Origin of the sequence: Pedobacter sp. Leaf250 (assembly GCF_920984735.1) — a bacterium.
Lineage (GTDB): Bacteria > Bacteroidota > Bacteroidia > Sphingobacteriales > Sphingobacteriaceae > Pedobacter.
This window is the reverse complement of record NZ_CAKLBU010000014.1, coordinates 100,887-124,424: the sequence shown is the minus strand read 5'-3', so window position 1 is coordinate 124,424 and position 23,538 is coordinate 100,887. Positions and strand designations below refer to the sequence as shown.

The window sequence follows — 23,538 nt, the reverse complement described above, 5'->3', positions numbered from 1 at the left end:
TGAAAAATCTACAATTTCACGTATATTTGACATAAGCCTTAGTTTTGAGTATAAAATTATCTTTTTATTGTAGCAAGTTTGACTACTTCTCGAACTAAGGCTCTTATTAATACATGGATACTTTTTGGTGTAAAGATAAAATGGATTGCCACGTCGTTCCTCCTTGCAATGATGATGATGTAGCGTAGAAAGAAGCCAAAAAGATTGTAATGAATAGCGGGGCTGCAGATTGCCAAAAGCATCACCTATTCATTTCCAAATAATTAAATAGCGAAACATTATATATTTGAAAATAATTATAGTTTTTGACTATATCGCTATCAATAAATACAATTAACTATTAATAAATCATCGTTGATTGAGAGTTGTTTTCGCCGTACCTTTGCATCACAAAATTATAGACAAAAAATTATGGCAATAGTAGGTAAAAAATTTCCGAGTGTTAGTATTGATGCAATGTCAGACATGGGTGATGACTTGAAAATCAATGTATTTGAAGAAGCTGTAAATAAAAATAGCAAAGTGTTATTATTCTGGTATCCGAAAGATTTTACTTTTGTTTGCCCTACAGAATTACACGCTTTCCAAGCGGCATTACCTGAATTTGAGCAAAGAAATACAATTGTAATTGGTGCATCTTGCGATACTAACGAAGTTCACTTCGCTTGGTTAAATACACCAAAAGATAATGGCGGAATCGAAGGTGTTACTTACCCAATTCTAGCTGATACACACAGACAATTATCTGGAATTTTAGATATTTTAGACCAAGAAGTTAACTACGATGAAGAAGGAAATGAATCTTTCTCTGGTTCAAATGTTTCTTTCAGAGCAACTTATTTAATCGACGAAACTGGTAAAGTTTTCCACGAAAGTGTAAACGATATGCCACTTGGCAGAAACGTGAAAGAATATTTACGTTTAATTGATGCTTATACTCACGTTCAAAAACATGGCGAAGTTTGTCCGGCAAACTGGGAAGAAGGAAAAGAAGCAATGAATGCTAACAGAACAGGCGTTGCTGAATATTTAGCTGCTAACTAATTAAATAAAACTTTATGTTTTTAGAATTAACAGAAGATAATCTTCAACAGTATTTAGCCGATAATTCGAAAGTTATGGTTCAGTATGCTGCATCATGGTGCGGTAACTGCAGAATTATGAAACCGAAGTTTAAAAAACTGGCTGCTGAAAATGAGGATGTAGCTTTCTTAATTGTTGATGCAGAGAAACTTCCAAACTCACGCAAATTTGCAAACGTTGATAATTTACCAACTTTTGCAGCTTTTGAAGGCGGCAGTTTAGTAGACCAGGTTCAAACCAACAAAGCGGAAGGTTTAATCGAACTTTTTAACAAAATAAAATAATGAAGATTCCGGTTATAAGACAATTATTTCAAAACACCACTCCTGCTCAATTGGAGACAACCTTGGAGGTTTTAGAGGCTTTCTGTGAATTTAGAGGCGTTAGCGAACACGAGGTTGATGTGGCCGGGGAAATGATTACCAATATCTGCGGTGCACTTGAAGTACATCAAATGGTAAGCAATGGCGCAGCTGAAAAAGATGCGCTGAATGCGTTCGGCCAAAAAGTAATGGGCTCGATTGATCGATAATTTCTTTAATCAGGCTTTTGAAAATACAACCCCTTTGCAGAATTGCAAAGGGGTTTTTGTTTTCTTATTTTTTTTACTACTCGTCATGCTGTCCCGAATATTCGGGATCAGCATCCTTATTGTTTAGCCCGCCCTGCCATTAAGACCCTGAAATAAATTCAGGGTGACGACCGGATTAGACATGATTCATAAGAAAATTTTAGCCATTACGCATTGCGAGGCACGAAGCAATCTTAAAGCGATGGGTTTAGCAACTACTGTTGTAGGATTGCTTCGTGCCTCGCAATGACGACCGTTTATATTAGGAGATAAATAAATTCACAAAAAAAGGCCTGTGAAAACACAGGCCTAGGTATTAGTTTAAACCTCGTAGGTTTTAAAAACCTGCGAGGTTTGGAAGAAAGTTAAGCCAAATTCCTACCTGCATTTACAATACCAAAAACCGTTCTAACCGCCAGCTTTTCTAAAGCTGCTTGGTCTTTTTCATTTTGATCGTGCTGTAGTTTTTCTAAAGCGAAATGTTGAATTAAAACTAGTGGCAATATAATTCTTTCGCGGGTAGCAATAGATTTCTTATCCACAGGATAGTTCGCCATTAACGTTTCTTGGCCTGATAATTTTAAGAGCATTTCTTTCGTTAATTCAAATTCATCATGAAGTTGAGTCCAGAATGCACCGAAAGTTTTATCATTAGCTAAATGAGCGGTTATTACAAAATCTGATTTACTCATACTCATCATACAGTTATCTACAATAGTTTTTAGGTAATCAGAATCTTCGTAAACCTTAACCACTTTATCCCAATTTCCAGCCTTTTCCTGATTTTTCATTGCGGTTCCCATACCATAAAAACCAGGAACATTTTGTTTCAACATACTCCAGGCAGTTACAAAACTAATCGCTCTTAAATCTTCAAGTTTCATTTCGCCACCGCCGTTTCTTTTAACCGGGCGACTGCTAATGTTAGCCTGGGAAAGTAATTTCAGGGGTGAAAGTTTTTCGAGATAGCTGACAAATAAAGGGTGCTCACGTAAATCTACAAAAGCTTTATAACCATCCTCTGCCATCGCATCAAGCAAAGTTTTATTTTCAGGGTCTAAAAGTACGTTATGTTTCTCTTTCAAGCCTGATGAAATGCCTGCATTAATCAATTGCTCGATATTAAATTCTGCGCTTTCAATCGAGCCGTATTGCGAGCTAATGGTTTGCCCTTGAACCGTTAGTTGAATGTTTTTATTGGCGATTTCTTTACCCATCGAAGCATAAAAACGATGTGTTTTACCTCCACCACGTGATGGTGGTCCGCCACGTCCATCAAAGAAGGCTAATTGAATATTGTGTTTTTTAGAAACTTCAGAAAGTGATGTTTTACCATTAAAGATAGACCAGTTGGCCATTAAATAACCTCCATCTTTCGTACTATCAGAATATCCAAGCATAATATCCTGCTTATTTCCACGGCTTGCTAAATGCGCTTTGTAAAACGGATTGCTGTATAGCGTATCCATAATTGCAGCAGCACCTTTTAAATCGTTAACCGTTTCAAATAGCGGCACAAAATCAATGGTTAGATTATCTTTACTCCAACCGTTCCAAAGGAAAAGCTCAATAAGTTGCAGAATATCACTCGCCTGCTGGCAATTGCTAATGATGAATCGATGGCAAGCTTTTTCTCCGTTTCTATTTTGAATCCCCTTAATCTCCTTAATCGTTTGAATGGTATCCTCAATCAACGCATCCCCTTCGCTGGCGTAAACTGGTTTAGCTTCTTTAAAGGAAATTAATTTCAGTTTTTCAGCTTCTGATAATTTATCATAATCTTCTGGATATAATGAAGAAATGGGTTTATTTTGACGGCAATAAGCATGAACACTTCTTAGTACGCGGCTATCCTGACGTATATCCAAAGAAGCAAAATAGTTACCATACAAATCAACCTTACGAATTAAATCATTAACTAAATCTACAAACAAACCTTCATGCTCCTTTAAAAGCGTTTCCTTGATTTTGTTGAGATTATCCCTTAATTCATCAGAAATATCATGCAATTCGCAAGATTGATCGAAAGCGTTTTTATAAAGTACATCATGTAAATGCGTAATGTTCTCTTCTACACCTCTGAAAGTAATGCGACGTTTAATTACCCTAAAATCACGGTAATAACAACGGAAAAGGATTTGGCGCAACATTTTCGAAACCTCCAAAGTGGTATCGGCATGGATATTCGGATTACCATCTCTATCGCCGCCTGGCCAAAAACCCAATTCTAATATTTTCTTGGTTTCAAGATTATATTCATCAAGATTCTGGTCGATTTCCTCCTGAATATTTGCCGCAGCGAAGTAAAAGGTATTCTCTAAAAACCAGGCAAGATTCAAGGCTTCATCAACCGGAGTTGGCGATTTTTTGTTAAAAAACGGTGTTTTACCCAATTGTTGCAATAACGAATTCATTGAAGTAATGTCGTTATCGCGGATGGCTTTAGTTAAATCGGTAATGATGGCCAATACATTACCTGGATAAAATTGAGTAGGGTGTGCCGTTAAAACCAAGCGTAAAGAAAGTTCATCAATAAGATTCTCTATTTTAGCCAACATGGGTTTATTATCGGCATTCTTTTTCAGAATAAAAGCAAGTGTACTTTGCTCATCTGTAGTGTTTAACTTGGTAAATGATGCATCCTCAACAGCATCAAAAAGCACAACTTGGCGCTCTATGTATTGAATGAAACGGAACAGTAAATCTACGATGTCCTTTCTCTCGGTATAACTTGTAAACTTGGCAAAAAACTCTTCAATAATTTGAGCTGGCTTTTGTCCGTTTGCTATTCCTTCTTCACAGCTCTTAAAAAATAAAGGCAGTAATGTTCCTGTATCCTTAATTTTGTAAAAAGGCAGGGTTAAAAACAAACTGTTGAATAGTTCGAACTTGGAGATTACCTCGTCGTTAAAAATGGATTCTCGTTGTGTTGTTAAACGAAGTTTAGGCATGGCTTAAGCAGTAGTTTTGTATACGGTAATACTACAAAAAATGCTTAAGGTATTAAAATTCTAAGGCTTACAATTTGGATTATTATATAATAATTTTTAATTTTAGAATCTTATTTGGCTACTTGGTAGTTAAGTAAGAACATTTGCAATGTTTAAGGGCATTGCATTGATTGTTAATTTTTTGGGTTAAAACAGCCGATGTAATAAAATACACCGGCTGTTTTTGTTTTATGATATTTTTCAGGCTTATTCTTTGCCAATTTTAATGCGCATCGGTAACAATGTTTGCATTTTTCTTAAACTTCTGAAGATATAATAACGGGATTGAGAACAACATGATTAATCCTGCAACCCAGTAAGCATCGCTGTAAGTTAGTAACATGGTTTGTTTAATTACCGAACCTTCAATAGCTTTCATAGCCATTAATTTTGCATCGATAAATGATGATCCTTTGGCCATAAAACCCGAAGTTAATGCATTAAATTTCTGAATAAAAGCAGGGTTATACTCGTTAATGTTGGTAAGTAAACTGCTCCTGTGAAAACCTGAACGGATGTGAATTAATGTTGTTAAAGCAGCAATACCAAAAGAACCACCTAACTGTCTGCTCATGTTGTTTAATCCAGAACCCTGGCCAATTTCAGCACCCGATAAATCCTGCATGGCCAGCGTAGTTAATGGTACGAATAATAATGCCATACCAAATCCCCTGATTACCAATGGCCAGAAGAAATCTCCCGTACCTGATGCTAAAGTAGAGTTGCTCAACATCCAACAGAAAACGAAAAACAAAAACATTCCTCCTGTTGCCATAAATTGAGCTGGAACGCCTTTCTTAAGCATGATCCCGATAAATGGCATCATGGCAATGGTACAAATACCCCCGGCGATAAATAATTTACCTGTTTGCAATGGTGTAAAGCCAAGTAAATTTTGGGCAAATACCGGGAACACGAAAACAGAACCATATAATCCAAATCCTAAAATAAAGGAAGTAAACATCCCGATGGAGAAACTTCGCTTTTTCATAATGCGAAGGTTTACGATAGGAAAATCGGTTGTAGTTTCCCGCCAGATGAATAGCAATAAACCGAATACAGATGCCACCGCTAATGCTGTAATGTATGGCGTAGAAAACCAATCCTCACTCTCGCCTTTTTCTAATACCGTTTGCAAACTACCTACTGCGATTGCCAAAAGCGCAATTCCCCACCAATCAACAGGTTTACCCTGCCCATCTTTTGGCGTTTCTCGAATAAAAGTATAGGTACAATAGGCGGCGAGTATCCCGACGGGAATATTCACATAAAATATCCACGGCCAATCGGCAATTTCTAAAATGTAACCACCAATGGTTGGACCAACAGTAGGCCCTACAACAGCGCCCAAACCAAATAATGCTGTTGCAATACCCACATCTTCACGCGGCCAGGTTTCAATTAAAATTGCCTGTGCTGTAGAAATTAAACCGCCACCTGCAACACCCTGCAAAATCCTAAATAAAATGAGTTCGTTTAGTGATGTTGCGTTGCCACACAAAAACGAAACCAGGGTAAAAACGATAATGGAGGTTAAGAAATAATTTTTACGCCCGAAACGACTGCCCAACCAGCCCGACATAGGCAAGATGATTACGTTCGCAACGGCGTACCCAGTAGATAACCAGGCGATATCCTCGAGGGTTGCGCCCAGGTTTCCCTGTATTTGAGGGATTGCCACATTTACGATGGTCGTATCAATCAACTCCAATAACGAAGCTGTGATCACCGTAAACGTAATAATCCACTTTTTTAAACCTACTTCGGCCATTTTGAAATTAATTAGTAGATACTGAAGCTTTTACGCTCATTCCCGGACGTAACTTAGCTAACAATTCTTTTGATGGATGAATTTTAATTTTTACAGGAATACGTTGTACCACTTTTACAAAGTTTCCTGTAGCATTATCTGGAGGCAACAAAGAGCCTTTTGCACCAGTAATTGGAGAGAAATTGTAAACCTCTCCCTGAATTTTTTCTTCAGGGTAGGCATCCACTTCAATTTCTACTTTCGAACCAGGTTTAATTTTCTCTAATTGTGTTTCTTTAAAGTTAGCCGTTACGTAAATGCTGCCATCATTAACAACAGAAAACAATGATTGGCCAGCCTGAACCAATTGACCTTTTTGAACATTTTTTTTAGAAACGATCCCTGTAGCTGGTGCTTTTATATCGGTGTATGACAATTGAAGTTTGGCAAAATCGATATCACTTTGGCGTTGGCTAATTACATTGCTGCTAACTGCTAATTGCGATTGAGTGGTACCCACTTGCTTAACCGCAGCCTGGTATTGATCTTGCGCTGCTTGAAGTGCTGCCTGCGCAGATTGTCTTGCAGCCTCTGCAGATTCTTTACTTGCCTTTGCCTGGTCAAATGCTTGTTGCGTAATTGACCCATCCTTAACCAAATTCGCATAACGGGCATAATCTTTCAATGCTAAATTAACCTTAACATTAGCCGCCTGTACATTGGCCCTGGCAGATTCTACATTTGCTTTTGCTGTACTGGTATTTGCCTGAGTGGCCACAATTTGAGATTGTGCTACACCTACTCCAGCATTTGCTCCCTTTTGTCCGGCTTGTGTTTGTTCTAGTTTGATTTTAAAATCTGCATCATCCAACTTAACCAAAATCTGGCCTTCGGTTACATGCGTATTCTCTTCAAAATTAATATCCTTTACATAACCACCAACACGAGCCACAACCGGACTAATGTCGCCATCAATCTGTGCATCATCCGTATCTACGTGTTTGCTAAAATAATTCCACTCCGTGATACCGAAAACGATACCTATTATTAGTAAAACACCTAAAATGATGGGTACTACTTTGCTCTTCTTTTTATTTTCAGTTGTCATTGCTGTATTTATTGCGTTATTTTTCCTGTTGATTTTAGTAAGGTATAGTAAGCTAAACCTGCGTCGGCTTTGGCTATTTCCAAATTTATTTTTGCTTGATATAAAAGTGTTTCCGCATCTATTCTATCCGTAACCGAAGCCACGTTATTTTTATATTTTGATGCCAATAATTTATCATTTTCAGTTGCTTGTGCGATTGAAGTTTCCAAAACCTGAATCTTATTTACGGCCACCTGATAATTCTGGAAGTTTTTATTGATATCAGTTTTAACGTTATCAGATAAAATATCTTTTTGGATGCTGATCTCGCTCTGCTGAATTTTAGCTTCGTTTACTTTATTTCTATTGCTCCAGATACTGCCGATATTCCAGCTTACTGTTGCACCTACAGTAATGGGCATTAAATATTGATTTACAGGTGGAATAAAACTACCACTTGGATTAATGTAGTATAAATTGGCTCCTACACCAACGGTTGGTAAAGTATTTGCTCTTATGGTTTTGATATTGTAACCTGCAACTTTATTTTGTACATCAAGTTGCTTTAATTCCTGGCGGTTTGCCATGGCCAGGCTAATGTAATCAGTTAAAGAGCTAGCTGATTTTTGCCCAACACTCGGATCGGTAATTTTTACTTCTGTATCTTCTGGTAAACCTAAAAGTATATCAAGATTGTAATTAATTACTTTTCGGTTGCTCTCGATATCCAATTGAGTGAGTGTAACATTTGCCTGTTGCAATTGGAAACGGAGTACATCATTTTTAGTTACAATGCCTTGCTCAAAAAAGCGTTGTGCTTGTTTAATTTGAGCAGCAATTGATTCTAAATTCTGACCAACCACTTTTTTACTTTGCTCAATTTTATAGAGAGCATAATAGGTATTGATTATGGCGTATGTAATTTCCTCTTTGCTTTTGTCGGCATCTAAACGGGCCACATCAGCCAATAATTTTGTCGATTCCTTTGCGTATTTGAGTTTTCCGCCACCATAAACTAATTCCTGCACTGCTGCCGTACCAACAAAGGCATCGGCTCGGCGTGGCAACTGTAAAGATGAGCCACCGCCCGGCAAAGTAAAAGTACTGGTAGGGATTTCTGCATGGTTATACATAAAACTAGCATTAGCTGTTGGAAGAACATTATCCTTAACTACTTCAAGTTGTGCAACTGCCTGATCTATCTTATTTTGCGAAAGTTTTAAGTTTTTACTATTGGCTATGCCAAGTTCAATTGCCTGGTTAATACTTAATTCCCTGCTGCTTTGCGCAAATAAAGCCGCCGGAACTAATGATGCCACAAGCATTAATCTAATTGATTTGGGTATCATTTTTTTGTTGTTAAATAAACTGTTACAAGGTTTTGTAAATGAGCAATGACTCGCTCTTTAATAAGTTTGTTATCCTTCGGGTTGTTTAAATCAATAATCTCGCCTTGAGAAATTTTATGTGGCGCAATAACAACATTGGTTAACGTACCCATAATGGTCGAAATCACCATTCTTACATCAACATTATTAAAGCTTCCATCTTCAATTCCATCCATGATAATTCTATCCAGAATCAACATGTTATGGCTCATTGCATTTTTAATTTTATCATACATATCAGGTCGTTGAGTAAGCGATAATTCCCTATGCATCATTTTATGAAAAGCGATATTTGAAAATATGCGGTTAGCATAACCCTCAATCACCTTATGCAATTTTTCCAGCGATGAAATTTTATCTTCATTGATTATTTTTAGTTGAGATAAAAATCCTGCAATCCGATTATTCATAATCTCAATAAAAACACCTTCTTTCGATCCAAAATAATAATTAATCATGGCCATATTTGCGCCTGATTCTTTTGAAATCTGCCGGGTAGAAGTCCCTTCATAACCAGTCTCGCAAAACAGTTTTTCGGCTGCTTCTAAAATGGCTTGTTTTTTATCTACTTTTTCTGTCTTCATCTCTTTGATGATACAAAATTAATCAATCGTTTGATTAACTTCCAAATGTTTTTATACTTCTTTTACATTTCATTGATAAAAGCTTAATTTTAATGATAGCAACCTCACCATATGTTAAAGCAAACCCTTCAGTTATCCACCATTATATTAATCGTTTTATCTTCCTTTTCAATCAAAAATGATCTTGCTGATCAAAGCTGGATAAGGATTAATTTGCTCGGCTATCCCGTTAACGGATCAAAAGTAGCTGTATGGGCAAGCAAATCGGATAAAGTACCGGTGCTTTTTGAATTGATAGATGAGCGAACCAAAAAAGTGGTATATACTTCGCTCAATATTAAATCATTTGGCGCTTATGGTCCTTTCAGACAAACTGCAAGAATCAATTTTTCTGGTTTCAGGGGATCAGGAAAATTTTTCATCAAGGCAGATGGAATTTTATCGCCATTGGTCATTATCAATGATGATGTTTATAAGGGCGCTGCAGATTTCTGTCTCCGGTACATGCGACAACAGCGGAGTGGTTTCAATCCATATTTAAAAGACAGTTGCCACACCCACGACGGCTTTTCATTATACGGTACTCAAGCCGGCATTAAAGATAGTACCTACTTCGATGCATCAGGTGGTTGGCATGATGCAAGCGATTACCTTCAATATTCTACAACTTCGGCCAACGCAACATACCATTTATTAATGGCCTACCGCGATTTCCCTTCTGTTTTTACTGATGAAAAACAGGCAAATGGTTTGGACGGAAAAAATGGCAAAGCCGATGTTTTAGACGAAGCCAAATGGGGATTGGATTGGCTGCTAAAAATGCATCCGAAGAAAAAGATAATGTTTAACCAGTTGGCCGATGATCGCGATCATATTTCAATGCGGATTCCAAAGGAAGATAATCAGTACGGTAAAGGCTTCGAGCGTCCTTTATATTTTATTACTGGCGAACCCCAACAACGCGGCAAGTTTTTAAATGCAACCACTGGTACAAGTTCTACAGCAGCAAAATTTACAAGTGCATTTAATTTAGGCGCTTCGTTATTTAAAACTACTGATCGGCCATATTCGGCTTTGCTCGAGAAAAAAGGCAAATCTGCTTTGTGGTTTGCATTGCAGAAGCCTGGCGTTACGCAAACCGCCTCAGTTAAATCGCCCTACATTTATGCAGAAGACAATTGGGTTGATGACATGGAATTGGCCATGGCGTCTGTAGAATTTACCAAAAGCAATTCGAAGGCACAAGCTGCGGCTTTATCTTATGCCGCACAGGAAACAACAACACCTTGGCTTGCTAAAGATACCGCAGCACATTACCAATATTATCCTTTCATTAACCTTGGTCATTATGAACTTGCGAAACAATTATCGGGCAGCAAAAGAAATGAAATTGAAAGCTATTACAAACTCGGAATTGAGCAGGTTTGGGCAAGAGCAAAAACAAATGCTTTTTATCGTGGTGTGCCTTTTATTTGGTGTAGCAATAATTTAACCGTGGCTTTTGCCATGCAATGCAAATGGTATGAGGAGCTTACAGGTAGCAAACAATTTTCGGAATTGGAGCAGGCAAATTTCGATTGGATTTTTGGCTGCAACCCTTGGGGAACAAGTATGGTTTACGGTTTGCCAGATTGGGGAGATACGCCCGTAGATCCACATTCGGCTTTTACACACTTAAAAAATTATCCAATTGATGGAGGCTTGGTTGATGGGCCGGTTTACACAAATATCTATAAAAGCTTAATTGGAATTAAGTTATCAGGAGCTGATGAATACGCCGAATTTCAAAGCGATTTAGCTGTTTATCATGATGATTATGGCGATTATAGCACCAATGAACCAACTATGGATGGAACTGCTTCGTTAATTTATTTGCTGGCGGCGAAAGAACATCAAGCCCAATCAACCAGGAGTAAAACGTACAGCCTGGGTGCCAATATCAGAGGAGATTCTACCGTAAGAAAAATTTCTCTGGTTTTTACAGGTGATGAATTTGCCGATGGCGGGGAAATGATATTGAAAACCTTGCGTGATGAAAATGTAAAAGCGTCGTTCTTTTTTACCGGAAATTTTTATCGGAACCCAAATTTTAAATCATTAATTAAAAAGCTGAAAGCGGCCGGCCACTATCTAGGCGCTCATTCTGATAAACACTTACAGTATTGTGATTGGAAAAACCGTGATAGTTTGCTGGTTACTAAAAATCAATTTGATGAAGATTTGGAAGCAAACTATGCAGCTATGGAAAGTTTCGGGATTAAGAAAAACAATGCAACCTATTTTCTTCCACCATTTGAATGGTACAATGAAAGTATTTCAAACTGGACTGCACAACAAGGTTTAAAACTCGTTAATTTTACACCAGGTACCAGATCGAATGCCGATTACACTTATCCAGAATTGGGTAAAAGTTATCGATCAACTGATGAGATTTTCACATCGATACAAACATATAATGAGCAAAAAGCAAATGGTTTGAATGGGTTTTATTTGCTTTTGCATATAGGCACCGACTCAAGAAGAAGAGATAAGTTTTACACTCAACTACCAAAATTAATACTTTATTTAAAAAAAGAAGGTTATAGTTTAGGGCGAATTGACAAATAATAATGAATATTGATATCTATTGAGGAATCAAATTTTAAAATAAATATTAACTTTGCCTCCAAATAACAGAAAAAATGAGTGTACAAGAAAACAACAGCAATAATTTTAATTGGTTATATTATGCTTTAGGTTTATTCTTCGGAGTTTTAACTGGAGCAATTATTACGCACAACTATATTTTTGCTCTTTTAGGTGGCGTTTTAGGTTTGCTTACTGCAGGCTTATTTTTAAATGCACTTGTAAAAGGTAGAAAATACTAATCCATCCCGAATTAGTTAAACATCCCTTTTTAGGAATCTTAAATAATCTTACAGCAAATGAGATATATCTTCATTGTTGTTTTCGCTCTTTTGTGCTTTAACGTAAAGGCTCAAGAAACTTCAACTAACGAGGTTAAGTTTCCTGTTGCAGACCCAAGTCCGGCAGATATTGTTTATTTCCCATTAAATGCTCCAAAAGCAAAAGATGCGACTAAACCTATTATAAAAATTGTTTATTCCCGTCCGCAGCGAAAAGGACGTGAGATTTTCGGCGTTTTAGAACAATACGGAAAGGTTTGGCGTTTCGGAGCAAACGAAAATACTGAAGTACGTTTTTTCGAAAAGGTTACCATCGGTGGTAAGAAAATTAAAGCTGGAGTTTACAGCTTGTTCGCCATCCCGAATAAAGATACCTGGACAATCATTGTAAATAGCCAAACCGATAAATGGGGTGCTTTTTCTTACGATCAAACAAAAGATATTGTTCGTGTAAATGTGCCGGTTAAAACTCTGGCAAAACCCATTGAATATTTCTCTTTAACTTTTACAGGAAGATCTGATGGGGCAAATTTGATTATTGGTTGGGATAAGACCCAGGTAGAATTGCCGATTTCGTTTTAAAGAAATTCAAAAAAATATAAAACCCCCGACCAAAAAATCGGGGGTTTTTTGTTTAACCATAACGAAAAGTTAAACAAGTTTTTTAACTGAACTCTCGCTGCTCGTAAACATTTTATATACCTGGGTAATTTTCCATTCGCCTTTTTTATCTTTTTCTATGACCACAATATTTTGTTGATTACCATCAAAAAGCTCGTAGTTTACATCTATCCGGGCAATTACCAAAGCTTCAGTTTCTGAAATTATTGTTGAGCTGATATTGCAATCCTTTTGCTTTACGCCATCATTTTTTTTCAAATGGTTTAAAATATCCGAGCCTTTATGTTTTATTACGCGTACATCGCGATTTGAAGTGTACACTGCATCATCACTCAAAATAGCTTTCAGTTTTTTGTAATCGGAATTGATATAGCTATCCATAAAATGATTAATAACCGAGTTGTGACTTGCTGTTGGTTTCTCACCAGCGGTAACATTGTTTGTGATTATCATACCTAGTAATAAAATCACCAAAGCTCTTAGTTTCATAATTATCTGTGTTTTTTTATAAATATCGGTTGGTATATGAAAATAAAATATGCAGATAACACCTTAATTATCAGTTAACTAAAATTTAACATAACAAAAAAACCCTTTTCAATAAATTGAAAAGGGTTAAATTAAAAACTAGAAATTGCTTGGTTTAATAGCCTGGATTTTGTTGTGGTTTTAATACAGGATTAGCGTCTAATTCCAATTGCGGAATTGGAGAAACTAATCTGTTATCTCCCGAAGGGAAGTTTACGATTTTCCAATGAACAGTAGAGCCTGTTCTGTTTACACCTTTATTGGTACGCAGTAAATCGAAAAACTTATGTCCTTCGCCATAGAGTTCTTTATTTCGCTCGGTTAAAATTTCCTCAATTAAGGCATTGCCTGTATTTGCCGAAACAGCAGTTGCCACGCCAGCACGTTGCTGAATAGCCAATAACGCCTGTTTCGCGGCTATTTCATTGGTTAATCTAGCCTCAGCTTCAGCTTCAATTAAATACATTTCTGCCGATCGCATTAATACTTGATTATTGGCATTCGTGGTGGTAAAATCGAATTTGTTAATCAAATACCCCTCTCCTCTTTTTCTATAAACAGCTGTACTTGCGGCAGCCGTTGGACTGCTTTTAACTAAAAATTGCTTTTTGCGTTCATCATTCGCAGCAAATGAGCTAAAGAAATCATCGGTAACCCTAAAGCTCGAATAACCAACATCATACGGATCGTAAAAAGACGATACCGCCAGGAAGCCTTGGTTATCATCAGTTCTTACATTAATGGCATAAATCCATTCGGAGCTTGGGTTGCTAAAACCTGTTAATAAAGCAGCGGCAGTACTTAAAGGTTTTGCGGCACGAGCCAATTTAGCATACCTGCTGGCTTCGGCCCAATTGCCCATATTTAAATAAACCCGTGCCAATATGCCTTGAATTGCCGGCACACTCATTCTATAAATGCTTGTTCTGCCAGCGGTTGGCAAATTGGCTTCAGCATATTTCAAATCCTCAATTATAAATGCATAAACATCTTTCACTTTATCACGGGCCGGAGAGGTTTCACTCGGACCTAATGGCATTCTTAAAATGGGTACGCCCAAAGCTTCAGGATTTACGCTATAAGGCTGGGCAAACCAACGCACCAACCAAAAATAAGTGTTAGCTCTTAACGCTCTTGCTTCTGCCAGGTATTCTGTTTTCAAGGCGTCGCTGATGGGCGAAGCAGGTATATTCTCTACAAACTGGTTCGCATTTGAAACCACTTTGTAACTGTACTGCCACCATGCATAAACATCGGCATTGTTTACCGTTTCTATAAATTGGTATTGATTTATAAATCTGCCATAATTGCCAGATCCACTAACCACCATTACATCGTTACCTTTAACATCGGCACTTAAAATCATGTTATTGGTATAGCCAGAAAAAGTAGTTAAATCGTAAATACCCGTCATGGCAGCCTGTATTTTTGCTTGCGATGAAAACGCATCTTTTGCATTGATTTGCTGCGTTGGGGTAACTTCTAAAAATTCTTTTTTACAAGATGTAGCAGCCACCAAAAGCAGCATAACACCAGTGTAAATTGCGGTTTTATATGTTTTTAAATTTCTCATTATTAATCAATTAAAATGTAACATTAAGACCTAGCGTAAACGTTTTAATATTTGGGATATCGTTATCGGTTAAACCTGTAATGGCCGATTCTGGATCCATTCCTTTATGTTTAGCAATTGTAAATGGATTTTCGGCCATTACATATAACCTCACATTTGATAGATGAATGGTTTCTAGCCAGTCTTTCTTTACAGAATATCCTAAGCCAATGTTTTTAATTCTCATATATGAACCATCATATAAGAAACGGGTAGATTGATTATTTCCCAAATCTGTATTATTGATTACGAAACGTGGAACATCTGTAAGGTCGCCTGGTTTTTGCCATTGGTTATATGTATCTACCGATAATTGTTTACCTACCGAAGCGCCGCTATGCATTAAGTTTCCATATAATGTGTCATAAATTTTTCCTCCAGTAGAGAAATAAGTAAATACGCTTAGATCGAATTGCCTGTATCTGAAAGTGTTATTAAAACCACCTGTAAATTTTGGCAACGATGACCCAAAACCATCGTATCTTGTTGCTGTTGACCAATTTTTTGTGGTGATTTTATTTCCTGTTGCAGGATCGTCCATATACCACATTGGTCTACCATCTGCAGGATCTACACCAGCATAATCACGTAAGTACCATTGGTATCTGTCATCGCCAACTTTCCATCTTTTTGTACCATCAATAACCTCGTTTTGAGTCATTTTATTGATTTTGTTTCTATTTGATGTAATGTTGAATGATACATTCCAATCGAAGTCTTTGGTTTTAACAGGATTTCCGTTTAGCAATACTTCTACACCATAGTTATCCATTGAAGCGAGATTGGTAGTCAACTCATCAAAACCAGTTAAACGTGTTAATGGCTGGCCGAATAAAATTCCTTCTGATCCACGTTTGTAATAAGAAACCTCTCCACTTAACTTCCCTTTAAACAATGTAAATTCCAAACCTACATCAAGCGTAGAGTTTTGTTCCCATTGTAAATCTGGATTAGCCAGTTGAACATAGTTGATACCCGACTGGCCTTCGTAATTTTTACCCAATCCATAAAGTCCTTGCGCTGCATAACGGTCAATTCTATCGTTACCCGAAGTACCATAACTGGCTCTTAATTTTAACTCGTCAATCCAGCTTACATCCTTCAAGAAATCTTCTTTACCAATACGCCAAGCACCACCAACAGAATAAAATGTTCCGTATTTTTTATCAGCTCCAAAAACAGATGAACCATCTCTTCTTAAACTACCGGATAAATAATATTTAGTATCGTAGTTATATTCTAAACGAGAGAAATAAGACGATAATCGCTTTTGAGTATAGTAGGATTGTGTTGTATTAGGTGTAGATGCGGCAATCAACTCATCTGTTCCCGGAAAAGGAAATCCAGTAGCCTGGGCATAAATATAATCTTGTTTAGTACGAAACGCTTCCTGACCCAACAAAACATTAAAGCTATGCTGATTAAAAGTTTTAGCGTAGGTTAAAGTATTTTGAAAAGTTAGGGTAATGTCTTCTCTTGTATAACGGTAAGCACGTCCTTTAACACTCACCCCATCGCCATGCTCCATATTATAGAATTGACGTTCGCGGTTGTTGATATAATCTACCGCAAGCATACTTTTTGCTGTAAAATCTTTTAAGAATTTAACTTCGGCAAAAGGGCTCGAAATTACCCTTGAAGTTTTGGTGTTATATTCGTTTAATTTAGATAACCCAACCGGGTTGAAATCTGGTGTTACCGGATTAACATAGCTGTAAACCGGGTTTCCACTAGCATCTACAACAACATTTCCATTTGTATCTCTAACATATAAAGGATAAATATTTGCAGTTTGATCGGCAAAGTTAATCGGGTTATCAGATCCTGTTGTTCCTGCTGGCGTATTTTGTTCTGTACGAGACAAACTGTTGTTAATACCAATTTTCAGGAAATCGGTAACTTCAGTATTAATGTTGAATTTGCTTGAATAACGGTTAAAATCTGAACGGATTACAATACCATTTTGCTCAAAATAACCTCCAGAAACAAAGAACTTGGTTTTTTCATTACCTCCACTTGCCGATAAATCGATGTTTTTGGTAACACCTCGTCGCAACACTTCGTTACGCCAGTCGGTATCATAAAGTAATGATGCACCGTTGGCCAATACACCATTTGCCACGTAAGGATTTGCTGTATTGTATGGATTGACAACCAATTTGCCATTCGTTAAACCATTAGCTGCAGTAGCCGCAGCATCAGGAGATAAGCCTGCTGCCAAACGTTGCGCATAATAAATATCCCAATAGCTTTTATAATATTGGGTGGCATCCATTACCTCGTGTTTATCTACAGCTTGGTATGAATACCCGGTATAGGAGTTTAAACTAAGTTTGGTTTGGCCGGCTTTACCTTGTTTTGTAGTAATTAAAACCACTCCGTTTGCCGCTCTTGATCCATAAATAGCTGTTGCAGTAGCATCTTTTAAAACCGTTACCGATGCAATATCGTTAGGGTTTAACGATGAAAGCACATCTGATGATTGTGCAACCGAACTTAAATCGCCGTTGGTAATGGCAATACCATCAACAACATATAACGGTGTACTCGATGCTGAAAAGGAACCGACACCACGAATACGTACGGTAGAGGTTGCGCCTGGCTGACCAGAAACACTCGTTACCTGAACACCAGCCGCAGCACCCTGTAACGCTTTTTCAAAAGATGATACAGGACGATCTTCAAGAACATCACTCTTAATTACTGCCGCCGAACCTGTAAAATTTTCTTTTTTAACGGTACCATAACCGATAATCATAACATCTTGTAGGTCTTTTGCTGAAGAAACCAAGCGGATATTTAAATTTCCATCGGTTATTTTAACTTCCTGCTCTGCATAGCCAATATAACTTAACACCAAAGTTTGAGCGTTGGCAGGTGCTGAAATGCTAAAAGTTCCTTCTCCGGTAGTTTGTGTAACCAATGTAGAACCCTTTATTTTTATTGATACGCCCGGTAGCGGCAAGCCATCATCGGCATCAACTACCTTTCCGGTTATTGTTTTATTTTGTGCCAATGCATTAAAATAAGACAAAGCCGTTATCACTAAAATCAATAGTAATTTTTGTTTCATGTTCTTAAATGAATAGTTAGTAAATAATTAGTTTTTCAGTTTTATTGCTGATACGCATGAAACCAAATCGATTCGCAAATTACCGCTATGGCAAAATATAAAATGTGCGAAAAACACCAATTTTGGGTTGAATGATGGCTTAAAAACAAAAAAGCAAACCCCAATCCTGGCAGTTTGCTTTTTTAATCATTATTAACCTAAACAGGATAAAACTTCTACAAAAATTTGTCCTGAAAGAACTTCAAAAATAGCTTACTGTACATTTTAAAAATATGCAGAAATCACCATTTAAATATTTTAATTCAATCTACTTTTCTTGTATTTCAAAGGTGTAATATTGAAGGTATTTTTAAATAATCGTATAAATGAGCTTGGGCATTCGAACCCAACCAAACCCACAATTTCATTTAGAGAATAAGATGTGTTTTGCAACATATTTTTGGCTCTGTTCAATCGCAATTGCATTAAAAATTGATACGGACTAATTTCAAAAGCTTCCTTAAATGTTCGCAATAGATGGTTAACCGATAAACAGGCATAATCTGCAATATGCTCTAAAGTTATGTTCTGGTTGTAATTGCTGCTCATGTATTCTTTAGCAAGTGTTAGCCTTTTCAAAACCTCTTCTTTCGTTTTGGTTTTAATAAAAGATAGTCGATCTTGTTTTTGAACAACCTCTTTGTTGTAGATTTTATAATAGTTCAGCAGACAATGATGCATGTATTCGTTAATTAACATTTCATTGTTTAATCCTTTTTCCATCTGATTTTTTAAATGAAAAATATTAAATCGCATATCACCAGTAAATGGGTAGAGCGATTCTAAAAATACAGGTTCAGTTTTAGCCTGTTTACCATCCAGTAAAGATTCGCTATTATTTGAAATCGTGTTGTGAAAATCATTGATAAACGTTTTTCCAAAAGAAACAGAAAATGTATCTACAGGAGTAATGGAATCTATACGGCTGCTATAATGGCTTCCTTGATTTAATACCGCAAAGCTATCAGGATAAATACTCAACTTACGCTTGTTAATCTCGCAATCTTCAGCACCGCTAAAAACAAACTTTATCATATAATCACTACTTTCCTGCTCATATGCCGATTCGCAGGTATGCTCTGTTACGATTTTGTTTTTATTGCTTAATTCTTTAACGTATTTCATAGCAGTAGCATTAATCTTCGGTGTAGTTTCTTTTTTCTAAAATGATGTATTCATTTCCCGATGGATCCGAAAAAGCGGCGCTTAAGCCTTCATTTAAATAAATTGGCATTCTCGAAAAAGCTACGCCATTGGCCTTTAATCTGCAATAATCTTCAAGCAAATCGCTACTCATTAATGTTATTTTACTGGTTTGATTATTGTGTTTTTTCTCCGAAAGGAAAATTTGCGTTGTTTTATCTGGCTTCACCAATATGCATTTTTCCTCCTCAGATAAAGAAACTGGCTCCGTATTCATGCCCAAAATATTTTGGAAAAAATCGTTTGCTTCTTTAAGTTGTGCTACTTGTACATAAAAAAACTTAGAAGAGCCGTTCATAAAAATTATTCAGTTTGATTGATGTAAAATTAAAATGAAAACGGATTCGGGGAATCACCCGAAAAGGGTGGTTTTCGCATTATTTTTTCCGAGAAGATTTACTAGATGCGGCGATATTCCAGGTTCAGGGTAATGATGCAGGTTAATTCACCAAGAGTGAACGGGATAAATTTTAGCTCAAATAACTGCAGATTATAGTTTGCAATTAGATAAACCTTTTTTCTTTAGCTGTTTTTATGGCATCGGCTTTTGAATTCACATCAAGTTTGATGTAAATATTTTTTACATGGCTCCTTACCGTTTCCTGATCGATAAATAAATCATTGGCAATTTGAGATTTGGTTTGGCCATTTGCAATGCGATCTAAAATTTCGGTTTCACGTTTAGTTAGTGGCGAATTCAGGTTTTTCTGGAAAGAATGCATCACAATTCTGGCAACGTTTGTGCTCATTGCACCGCCGCCTGTACTTACTTCACGTATGGCATCAATAATTTTTGCCGAGGTAGAGTTTTTAGTTAAATAACCACCAGCGCCCATTGTTAAGGCTTCGAAAACCAATTCTGGAGAGTCGAATACGGTTAAAATAACGATATTGGTTTGAGGCAACATTTTCTTGATAAAAGGCAGCGCTTGCAAACCGTTGGTTCCCGGCATTTGTATATCAAGCAATATCACATCAGGATGATCCTGTTCCAATTGTTTCTTGGCCAAATCATATGAAGCATAGGAATTTACAACAGAAAAATCTGTTACATCTGATAGTAATGATTCATATCCCATTCGCAAGATATCATCATCTTCAATTAAAACAATCCTTAAATTAGTGCTCATTAATTAATAAGTTTATTGCTTAGATAGTCTTTTGCCTAATTTGTGACAATAATTTTCGTAGAAATTGTAGTTGTTGTTCCCTTTCCTGCAACAGATGAAATTTGAAACGTTGATTTTATGCGTTTGCATCGGGTTTGGATATTCTTCAATCCCCTACCCCGTTCAACGGTTTCCAACTCAAATCCATCACCATCATCGGTGGTTAAAATATTAATGGTTTGATCTTCAGATTCTACAATTAACATCAGTACCTGGGTAGCGTTGGAGTGTTTTAAAACGTTGTTTAACATTTCCTTAAAAATTAAAGTAAGGTTGCGGTTAAACTCCATAGTAAGGTGTAATTTTCTGTGTTTTTGCAGTACACCTTCCATCTTAAAATCTATTCCTGTATTTTGAAACAAATCAATACCGAAGTTTTTTATGTGTACCAAAATCTCATAAAGATTGTCGCTTTGCGGATCCAAAGCCCATAGAATATCCTTTGTGCCAGTATAAAGCAAACCTGCATTCTCTTTTATCAATCGAACCAATTCCTTTTGTTCTGTATTTTCACTGGCTACTTTTTTATCAAGGATTTCTGACAAAACATTTATTCTGGTGAGTTTATTGCCGATATCATCGTGAAAATCCTCTGCAGTTTGCTTCCGTATTTTTTCCTGTTCAATCAATTTAATTCGTTCAAACTGATTTTTTTTCTTTTCTCTGGTTTTAAAAATCAAATAAAAAATCAGCCAGATTAAAAATATAATCACCAAAAATGCACCAATCTTAAACCAAATGGTATCGTAAAAAGGTGGTATTATGGTAAAGCTAAATTGTTCGATATTCGATTGCTCTCCATTGGCAACGGCATAAACCTGAAAGGTATAGCTTCCTGGCCGAATAGAAGAATACTCAATTTCAGTATTTGGTACGGGTTTACTAAAATCGTTATCAACGCCAACCAATTTATAACGGTATAAAACGCTTTCAGGATTGGTTAAAAAAACACCTTTAAAACTTATGGAAATATGGTTTTCACTGTAATTTAATTGATGAAATTGATCTTTGTTACTTAATAAATCAACACCTAAATCTTTCGATCTATCGTTTTTATGAAAAATGTTGACATGCTCGATATGGATAAACGGACTTTGTTTGCCCTGGTGAGATTGTGTTGTTTTACATTGAACCAAACCCGTAATTGTGCCAACCAGAATACTGTTTTTGTATTTAATGATGGCGTTTTGATTGCATTCCACAATTAAAGGATTTCCTTTTTCAACTTGATAAACATTGGCGCTTTGATCAAAAGTTAACTTGTTAATTCCTCTTCCGGTACCGGCCCACAAATTATTTTTGTTATCTAAAGCTAAGCTGTAAACGTCGTTAGAGTTTAATCCATTAATTGCTGCGTATCGTTTTACCGATTTGGTTTTAAGGTTCCATGTTACAATTCCATCACCAAGGGTGGCAAATATTAAATTATCTCCGTGCTTTATAATATTTAAAACGAAAGTGCCCTGAAGTAATTTGATTTGGAATGATTTATCGATCTTTTTGTTTTTGATAAGGGTTACACCTGTTGATGTACCCAATAAAATACTGTCGGGCGTTAATGCATAACCGCAAGACGAATAGCCATCAAAACCCGATATTATATCTATTTTACCATCTTTTAGATAGGTTGCTGAAATTGGTCCGTTAATCCAAACACCACCTAGCTGATCTTCTACAATGGAACTATTATCAAGTCTTTCGGGTTTTAAAATCTGATTAAATTTTTTTCCATCATACTTCCAAACGCCATTACCACTTGCCGATACCCAAACGTTTTTTGCTTTATCAGCATAAACGAAGAATATTTTTTTATCCTTAAAAGCTGGTAATTTTATGTTCTCAATATCTTTGCCATTGTATTTAAAAATGCCTTTATTGTATGTTCCAACCCACAAATTACCATTTTTATCGGCTGCCAAACCACTAACCGGTAAGGCAATGTTCTGTCCCTTAAATTTATTGTAACGGATATAAGCATCGCCTTCATATTTGTAAAATCCATCGCTGAAACATGAAACCCAAATATTATTTTCAGCATCACTAAAAATGGCATCAACCTGGTTATCACTTAAACCATTATCGCCATTATAACTAATTACTGATCCATTTTTGGCTATCATATATGCACCTTTCTCGGTACCAATCCACATTTGCCCACGATTATCTTGCGCTAGAGCATAATAATCACTAATCCGATCATCCTGAAAAAATTTGGTTATTATACCTGACGCCAAAACGTAAATGCCGCTACGTGATGTAAGAAGAAAAATTTTGTCTTTATCCTTCCTATCAAACAAAATTTTTCTGATGGCGTATCCCTTTATTTCATGAGGAAAAGATTGAAGCAAAGTCCACTTACTAGCCTTAAGTTTGTAAATTCCTTCTTCGGAAAAGGCTGCATATAAATCACCTGCCTGATCTACATTTAAAGCAGTAATCGATTTCCGTGTAACAGAATGAAAAATTAACTTGCCATTTTTAATATTAAAAAGTTTACCTCTTGATAAGCCCCAAACAGTTCCATTTTTATCTTTGATGAGATTGGAAGCCCCATCTCCTTTAAATAGCGTAGCTATTTTACCTTGCTTAAGAGTATTAATTCCGGCTTCGGTTCCGAAAAACATCTGACCATTGTTATCTTCTACAATGCTATTAACGGAGTTAGAATTTAAACCTTCTGCTTTGCTGTAGGATGTAAAATCTTTACCATCGAAATTACTGACACCACCATAAGTGCCCAACCAAAGCGTTCGGTCTTTTGCCTGATAAATGGCCATTACCTGCGATTGAGGTAAACCATCTTTTAGATTGTAATTGGTAAAATTATAGCTTTGGGCAGAAACCTCCATGCCAAAAAGCAGAAGGAAAGGAATTATACATTTTATCTTTTTGATAAACAGACTACCGCACATATTAACAAAATAAATATAATTC

The 23,538-nt window shown here is 36.5% G+C and carries 18 protein-coding genes; 6 read left to right on the top strand and 12 right to left on the bottom strand.

What is annotated here, in order from left to right:
• Window positions 1-411: 411 nt before the first annotated feature.
• Genes LUA91_RS14060 through LUA91_RS14050 form a run of 3 tightly spaced genes read left to right on the top strand, consistent with a single transcriptional unit; the run spans window position 412 to window position 1,615 of the window.
• The gene (locus LUA91_RS14060; protein WP_131563058.1) at window positions 412-1,044 is read left to right on the top strand and encodes a peroxiredoxin; all 633 of its coding nucleotides are present in this window, start codon (window positions 412-414) and stop codon (window positions 1,042-1,044) included.
• A gap of 14 nt (window positions 1,045-1,058) precedes the next feature.
• On the top strand, window positions 1,059-1,367 hold the full coding sequence (locus tag LUA91_RS14055; RefSeq protein WP_196097350.1) for a co-chaperone YbbN: 309 nt from the start codon (window positions 1,059-1,061) through the stop codon (window positions 1,365-1,367).
• Window positions 1,367-1,615 carry a hypothetical protein gene (locus LUA91_RS14050; protein ID WP_231426681.1) on the top strand — a complete coding sequence of 83 codons (249 nt, stop codon included), beginning with the start codon at window positions 1,367-1,369 and terminating at the stop codon, window positions 1,613-1,615. The genes LUA91_RS14055 and LUA91_RS14050 overlap by 1 nt, the downstream gene beginning before the upstream one ends.
• Window positions 1,616-2,019: 404 nt before the next feature.
• Here LUA91_RS14050 and LUA91_RS14045 read toward each other — a convergent pair whose 3' ends face one another.
• The 5 genes from LUA91_RS14045 to LUA91_RS14025 all read right to left on the bottom strand — a co-directional run bounded on the left by LUA91_RS14045 (window position 2,020) and on the right by LUA91_RS14025 (window position 9,453).
• Window positions 2,020-4,605 carry a phosphoenolpyruvate carboxylase gene (locus LUA91_RS14045; protein WP_231426680.1) on the bottom strand — a complete coding sequence of 862 codons (2,586 nt, stop codon included), beginning with the start codon at window positions 4,603-4,605 and terminating at the stop codon, window positions 2,020-2,022.
• A 262-nt stretch (window positions 4,606-4,867) separates the two neighbouring features.
• Window positions 4,868-6,415 (bottom strand): DHA2 family efflux MFS transporter permease subunit, encoded by a 1,548-nt coding sequence (locus LUA91_RS14040; RefSeq protein ID WP_231426679.1) that lies wholly within the window; start codon window positions 6,413-6,415, stop codon window positions 4,868-4,870.
• A gap of 7 nt (window positions 6,416-6,422) precedes the next feature.
• Entirely contained in the window at window positions 6,423-7,502 is a 1,080-nt protein-coding gene (locus LUA91_RS14035) for an HlyD family secretion protein (RefSeq protein WP_231426678.1), read from the bottom strand.
• 8 nt (window positions 7,503-7,510) lie between these two features.
• Window positions 7,511-8,830: a TolC family protein gene (locus LUA91_RS14030; protein ID WP_231426677.1), complete on the bottom strand. Its 1,320-nt coding sequence runs from the start codon at window positions 8,828-8,830 to the stop codon at window positions 7,511-7,513.
• Window positions 8,827-9,453, bottom strand: a complete 627-nt coding sequence (locus LUA91_RS14025; protein WP_231426676.1) for a TetR/AcrR family transcriptional regulator — start codon at window positions 9,451-9,453, stop codon at window positions 8,827-8,829. The genes LUA91_RS14030 and LUA91_RS14025 overlap by 4 nt, the downstream gene beginning before the upstream one ends.
• A 111-nt stretch (window positions 9,454-9,564) precedes the next feature.
• On the opposite strand from LUA91_RS14025, the gene LUA91_RS14020 reads away from it, so the two are divergent.
• The 3 genes from LUA91_RS14020 to LUA91_RS14010 all read left to right on the top strand — a co-directional run bounded on the left by LUA91_RS14020 (window position 9,565) and on the right by LUA91_RS14010 (window position 12,941).
• Window positions 9,565-12,060, top strand: a complete 2,496-nt coding sequence (locus LUA91_RS14020) for a glycoside hydrolase family 9 protein (RefSeq protein WP_231426675.1) — start codon at window positions 9,565-9,567, stop codon at window positions 12,058-12,060.
• 74 nt (window positions 12,061-12,134) lie between these two features.
• Window positions 12,135-12,320, top strand: a complete 186-nt coding sequence (locus LUA91_RS14015) for a hypothetical protein (RefSeq protein WP_231426674.1) — start codon at window positions 12,135-12,137, stop codon at window positions 12,318-12,320.
• Window positions 12,321-12,377: 57 nt separating this feature from the next.
• The gene (locus LUA91_RS14010; protein WP_231426673.1) at window positions 12,378-12,941 is read left to right on the top strand and encodes a DUF2911 domain-containing protein; all 564 of its coding nucleotides are present in this window, start codon (window positions 12,378-12,380) and stop codon (window positions 12,939-12,941) included.
• Window positions 12,942-13,010: 69 nt separating this feature from the next.
• Here LUA91_RS14010 and LUA91_RS14005 read toward each other — a convergent pair whose 3' ends face one another.
• The 7 genes from LUA91_RS14005 to LUA91_RS13975 all read right to left on the bottom strand — a co-directional run bounded on the left by LUA91_RS14005 (window position 13,011) and on the right by LUA91_RS13975 (window position 23,453).
• A complete protein-coding gene (locus LUA91_RS14005) occupies window positions 13,011-13,469 on the bottom strand; it encodes a hypothetical protein (RefSeq protein ID WP_231426672.1) in 459 nt (152 codons plus the stop codon).
• Between the two features lie 154 nt (window positions 13,470-13,623).
• Window positions 13,624-15,081, bottom strand: coding sequence for a RagB/SusD family nutrient uptake outer membrane protein (locus tag LUA91_RS14000; protein WP_231426671.1), 1,458 nt, complete (start codon window positions 15,079-15,081; stop codon window positions 13,624-13,626).
• A 10-nt stretch (window positions 15,082-15,091) separates the two neighbouring features.
• The gene (locus LUA91_RS13995) at window positions 15,092-18,193 is read right to left on the bottom strand and encodes a TonB-dependent receptor (protein ID WP_231426670.1); all 3,102 of its coding nucleotides are present in this window, start codon (window positions 18,191-18,193) and stop codon (window positions 15,092-15,094) included.
• A gap of 297 nt (window positions 18,194-18,490) precedes the next feature.
• Window positions 18,491-19,357 carry an AraC family transcriptional regulator gene (locus tag LUA91_RS13990; protein ID WP_231426669.1) on the bottom strand — a complete coding sequence of 289 codons (867 nt, stop codon included), beginning with the start codon at window positions 19,355-19,357 and terminating at the stop codon, window positions 18,491-18,493.
• Between the two features lie 10 nt (window positions 19,358-19,367).
• Entirely contained in the window at window positions 19,368-19,733 is a 366-nt protein-coding gene (locus LUA91_RS13985; protein ID WP_231426668.1) for a hypothetical protein, read from the bottom strand.
• Between the two features lie 205 nt (window positions 19,734-19,938).
• Window positions 19,939-20,565, bottom strand: coding sequence for a response regulator transcription factor (locus LUA91_RS13980; RefSeq protein WP_231426667.1), 627 nt, complete (start codon window positions 20,563-20,565; stop codon window positions 19,939-19,941).
• A gap of 35 nt (window positions 20,566-20,600) precedes the next feature.
• Entirely contained in the window at window positions 20,601-23,453 is a 2,853-nt protein-coding gene (locus LUA91_RS13975; protein ID WP_231426666.1) for a two-component regulator propeller domain-containing protein, read from the bottom strand.
• Window positions 23,454-23,538 lie beyond the last annotated feature (85 nt).

What these genes read in the sequence shown, in the direction of transcription:
- LUA91_RS14060 (WP_131563058.1), top strand. Translation starts at nt 412, where the DNA reads ATGGCAATAGTAGGTAAAAAATTTCCGAGTGTTAGTATTGATGCAATG.
- LUA91_RS14055 (WP_196097350.1), top strand. Translation starts at nt 1,059, where the DNA reads ATGTTTTTAGAATTAACAGAAGATAATCTTCAACAGTATTTAGCCGAT.
- LUA91_RS14050 (WP_231426681.1), top strand. Translation starts at nt 1,367, where the DNA reads ATGAAGATTCCGGTTATAAGACAATTATTTCAAAACACCACTCCTGCT.
- LUA91_RS14045 (WP_231426680.1), bottom strand. Translation starts at nt 4,605, where the DNA reads ATGCCTAAACTTCGTTTAACAACACAACGAGAATCCATTTTTAACGAC.
- LUA91_RS14040 (WP_231426679.1), bottom strand. Translation starts at nt 6,415, where the DNA reads ATGGCCGAAGTAGGTTTAAAAAAGTGGATTATTACGTTTACGGTGATC.
- LUA91_RS14035 (WP_231426678.1), bottom strand. Translation starts at nt 7,502, where the DNA reads ATGACAACTGAAAATAAAAAGAAGAGCAAAGTAGTACCCATCATTTTA.
- LUA91_RS14030 (WP_231426677.1), bottom strand. Translation starts at nt 8,830, where the DNA reads ATGATACCCAAATCAATTAGATTAATGCTTGTGGCATCATTAGTTCCG.
- LUA91_RS14025 (WP_231426676.1), bottom strand. Translation starts at nt 9,453, where the DNA reads ATGAAGACAGAAAAAGTAGATAAAAAACAAGCCATTTTAGAAGCAGCC.
- LUA91_RS14020 (WP_231426675.1), top strand. Translation starts at nt 9,565, where the DNA reads ATGTTAAAGCAAACCCTTCAGTTATCCACCATTATATTAATCGTTTTA.
- LUA91_RS14015 (WP_231426674.1), top strand. Translation starts at nt 12,135, where the DNA reads ATGAGTGTACAAGAAAACAACAGCAATAATTTTAATTGGTTATATTAT.
- LUA91_RS14010 (WP_231426673.1), top strand. Translation starts at nt 12,378, where the DNA reads ATGAGATATATCTTCATTGTTGTTTTCGCTCTTTTGTGCTTTAACGTA.
- LUA91_RS14005 (WP_231426672.1), bottom strand. Translation starts at nt 13,469, where the DNA reads ATGAAACTAAGAGCTTTGGTGATTTTATTACTAGGTATGATAATCACA.
- LUA91_RS14000 (WP_231426671.1), bottom strand. Translation starts at nt 15,081, where the DNA reads ATGAGAAATTTAAAAACATATAAAACCGCAATTTACACTGGTGTTATG.
- LUA91_RS13995 (WP_231426670.1), bottom strand. Translation starts at nt 18,193, where the DNA reads ATGAAACAAAAATTACTATTGATTTTAGTGATAACGGCTTTGTCTTAT.
- LUA91_RS13990 (WP_231426669.1), bottom strand. Translation starts at nt 19,357, where the DNA reads ATGAAATACGTTAAAGAATTAAGCAATAAAAACAAAATCGTAACAGAG.
- LUA91_RS13985 (WP_231426668.1), bottom strand. Translation starts at nt 19,733, where the DNA reads ATGAACGGCTCTTCTAAGTTTTTTTATGTACAAGTAGCACAACTTAAA.
- LUA91_RS13980 (WP_231426667.1), bottom strand. Translation starts at nt 20,565, where the DNA reads ATGAGCACTAATTTAAGGATTGTTTTAATTGAAGATGATGATATCTTG.
- LUA91_RS13975 (WP_231426666.1), bottom strand. Translation starts at nt 23,453, where the DNA reads ATGGAGGTTTCTGCCCAAAGCTATAATTTTACCAATTACAATCTAAAA.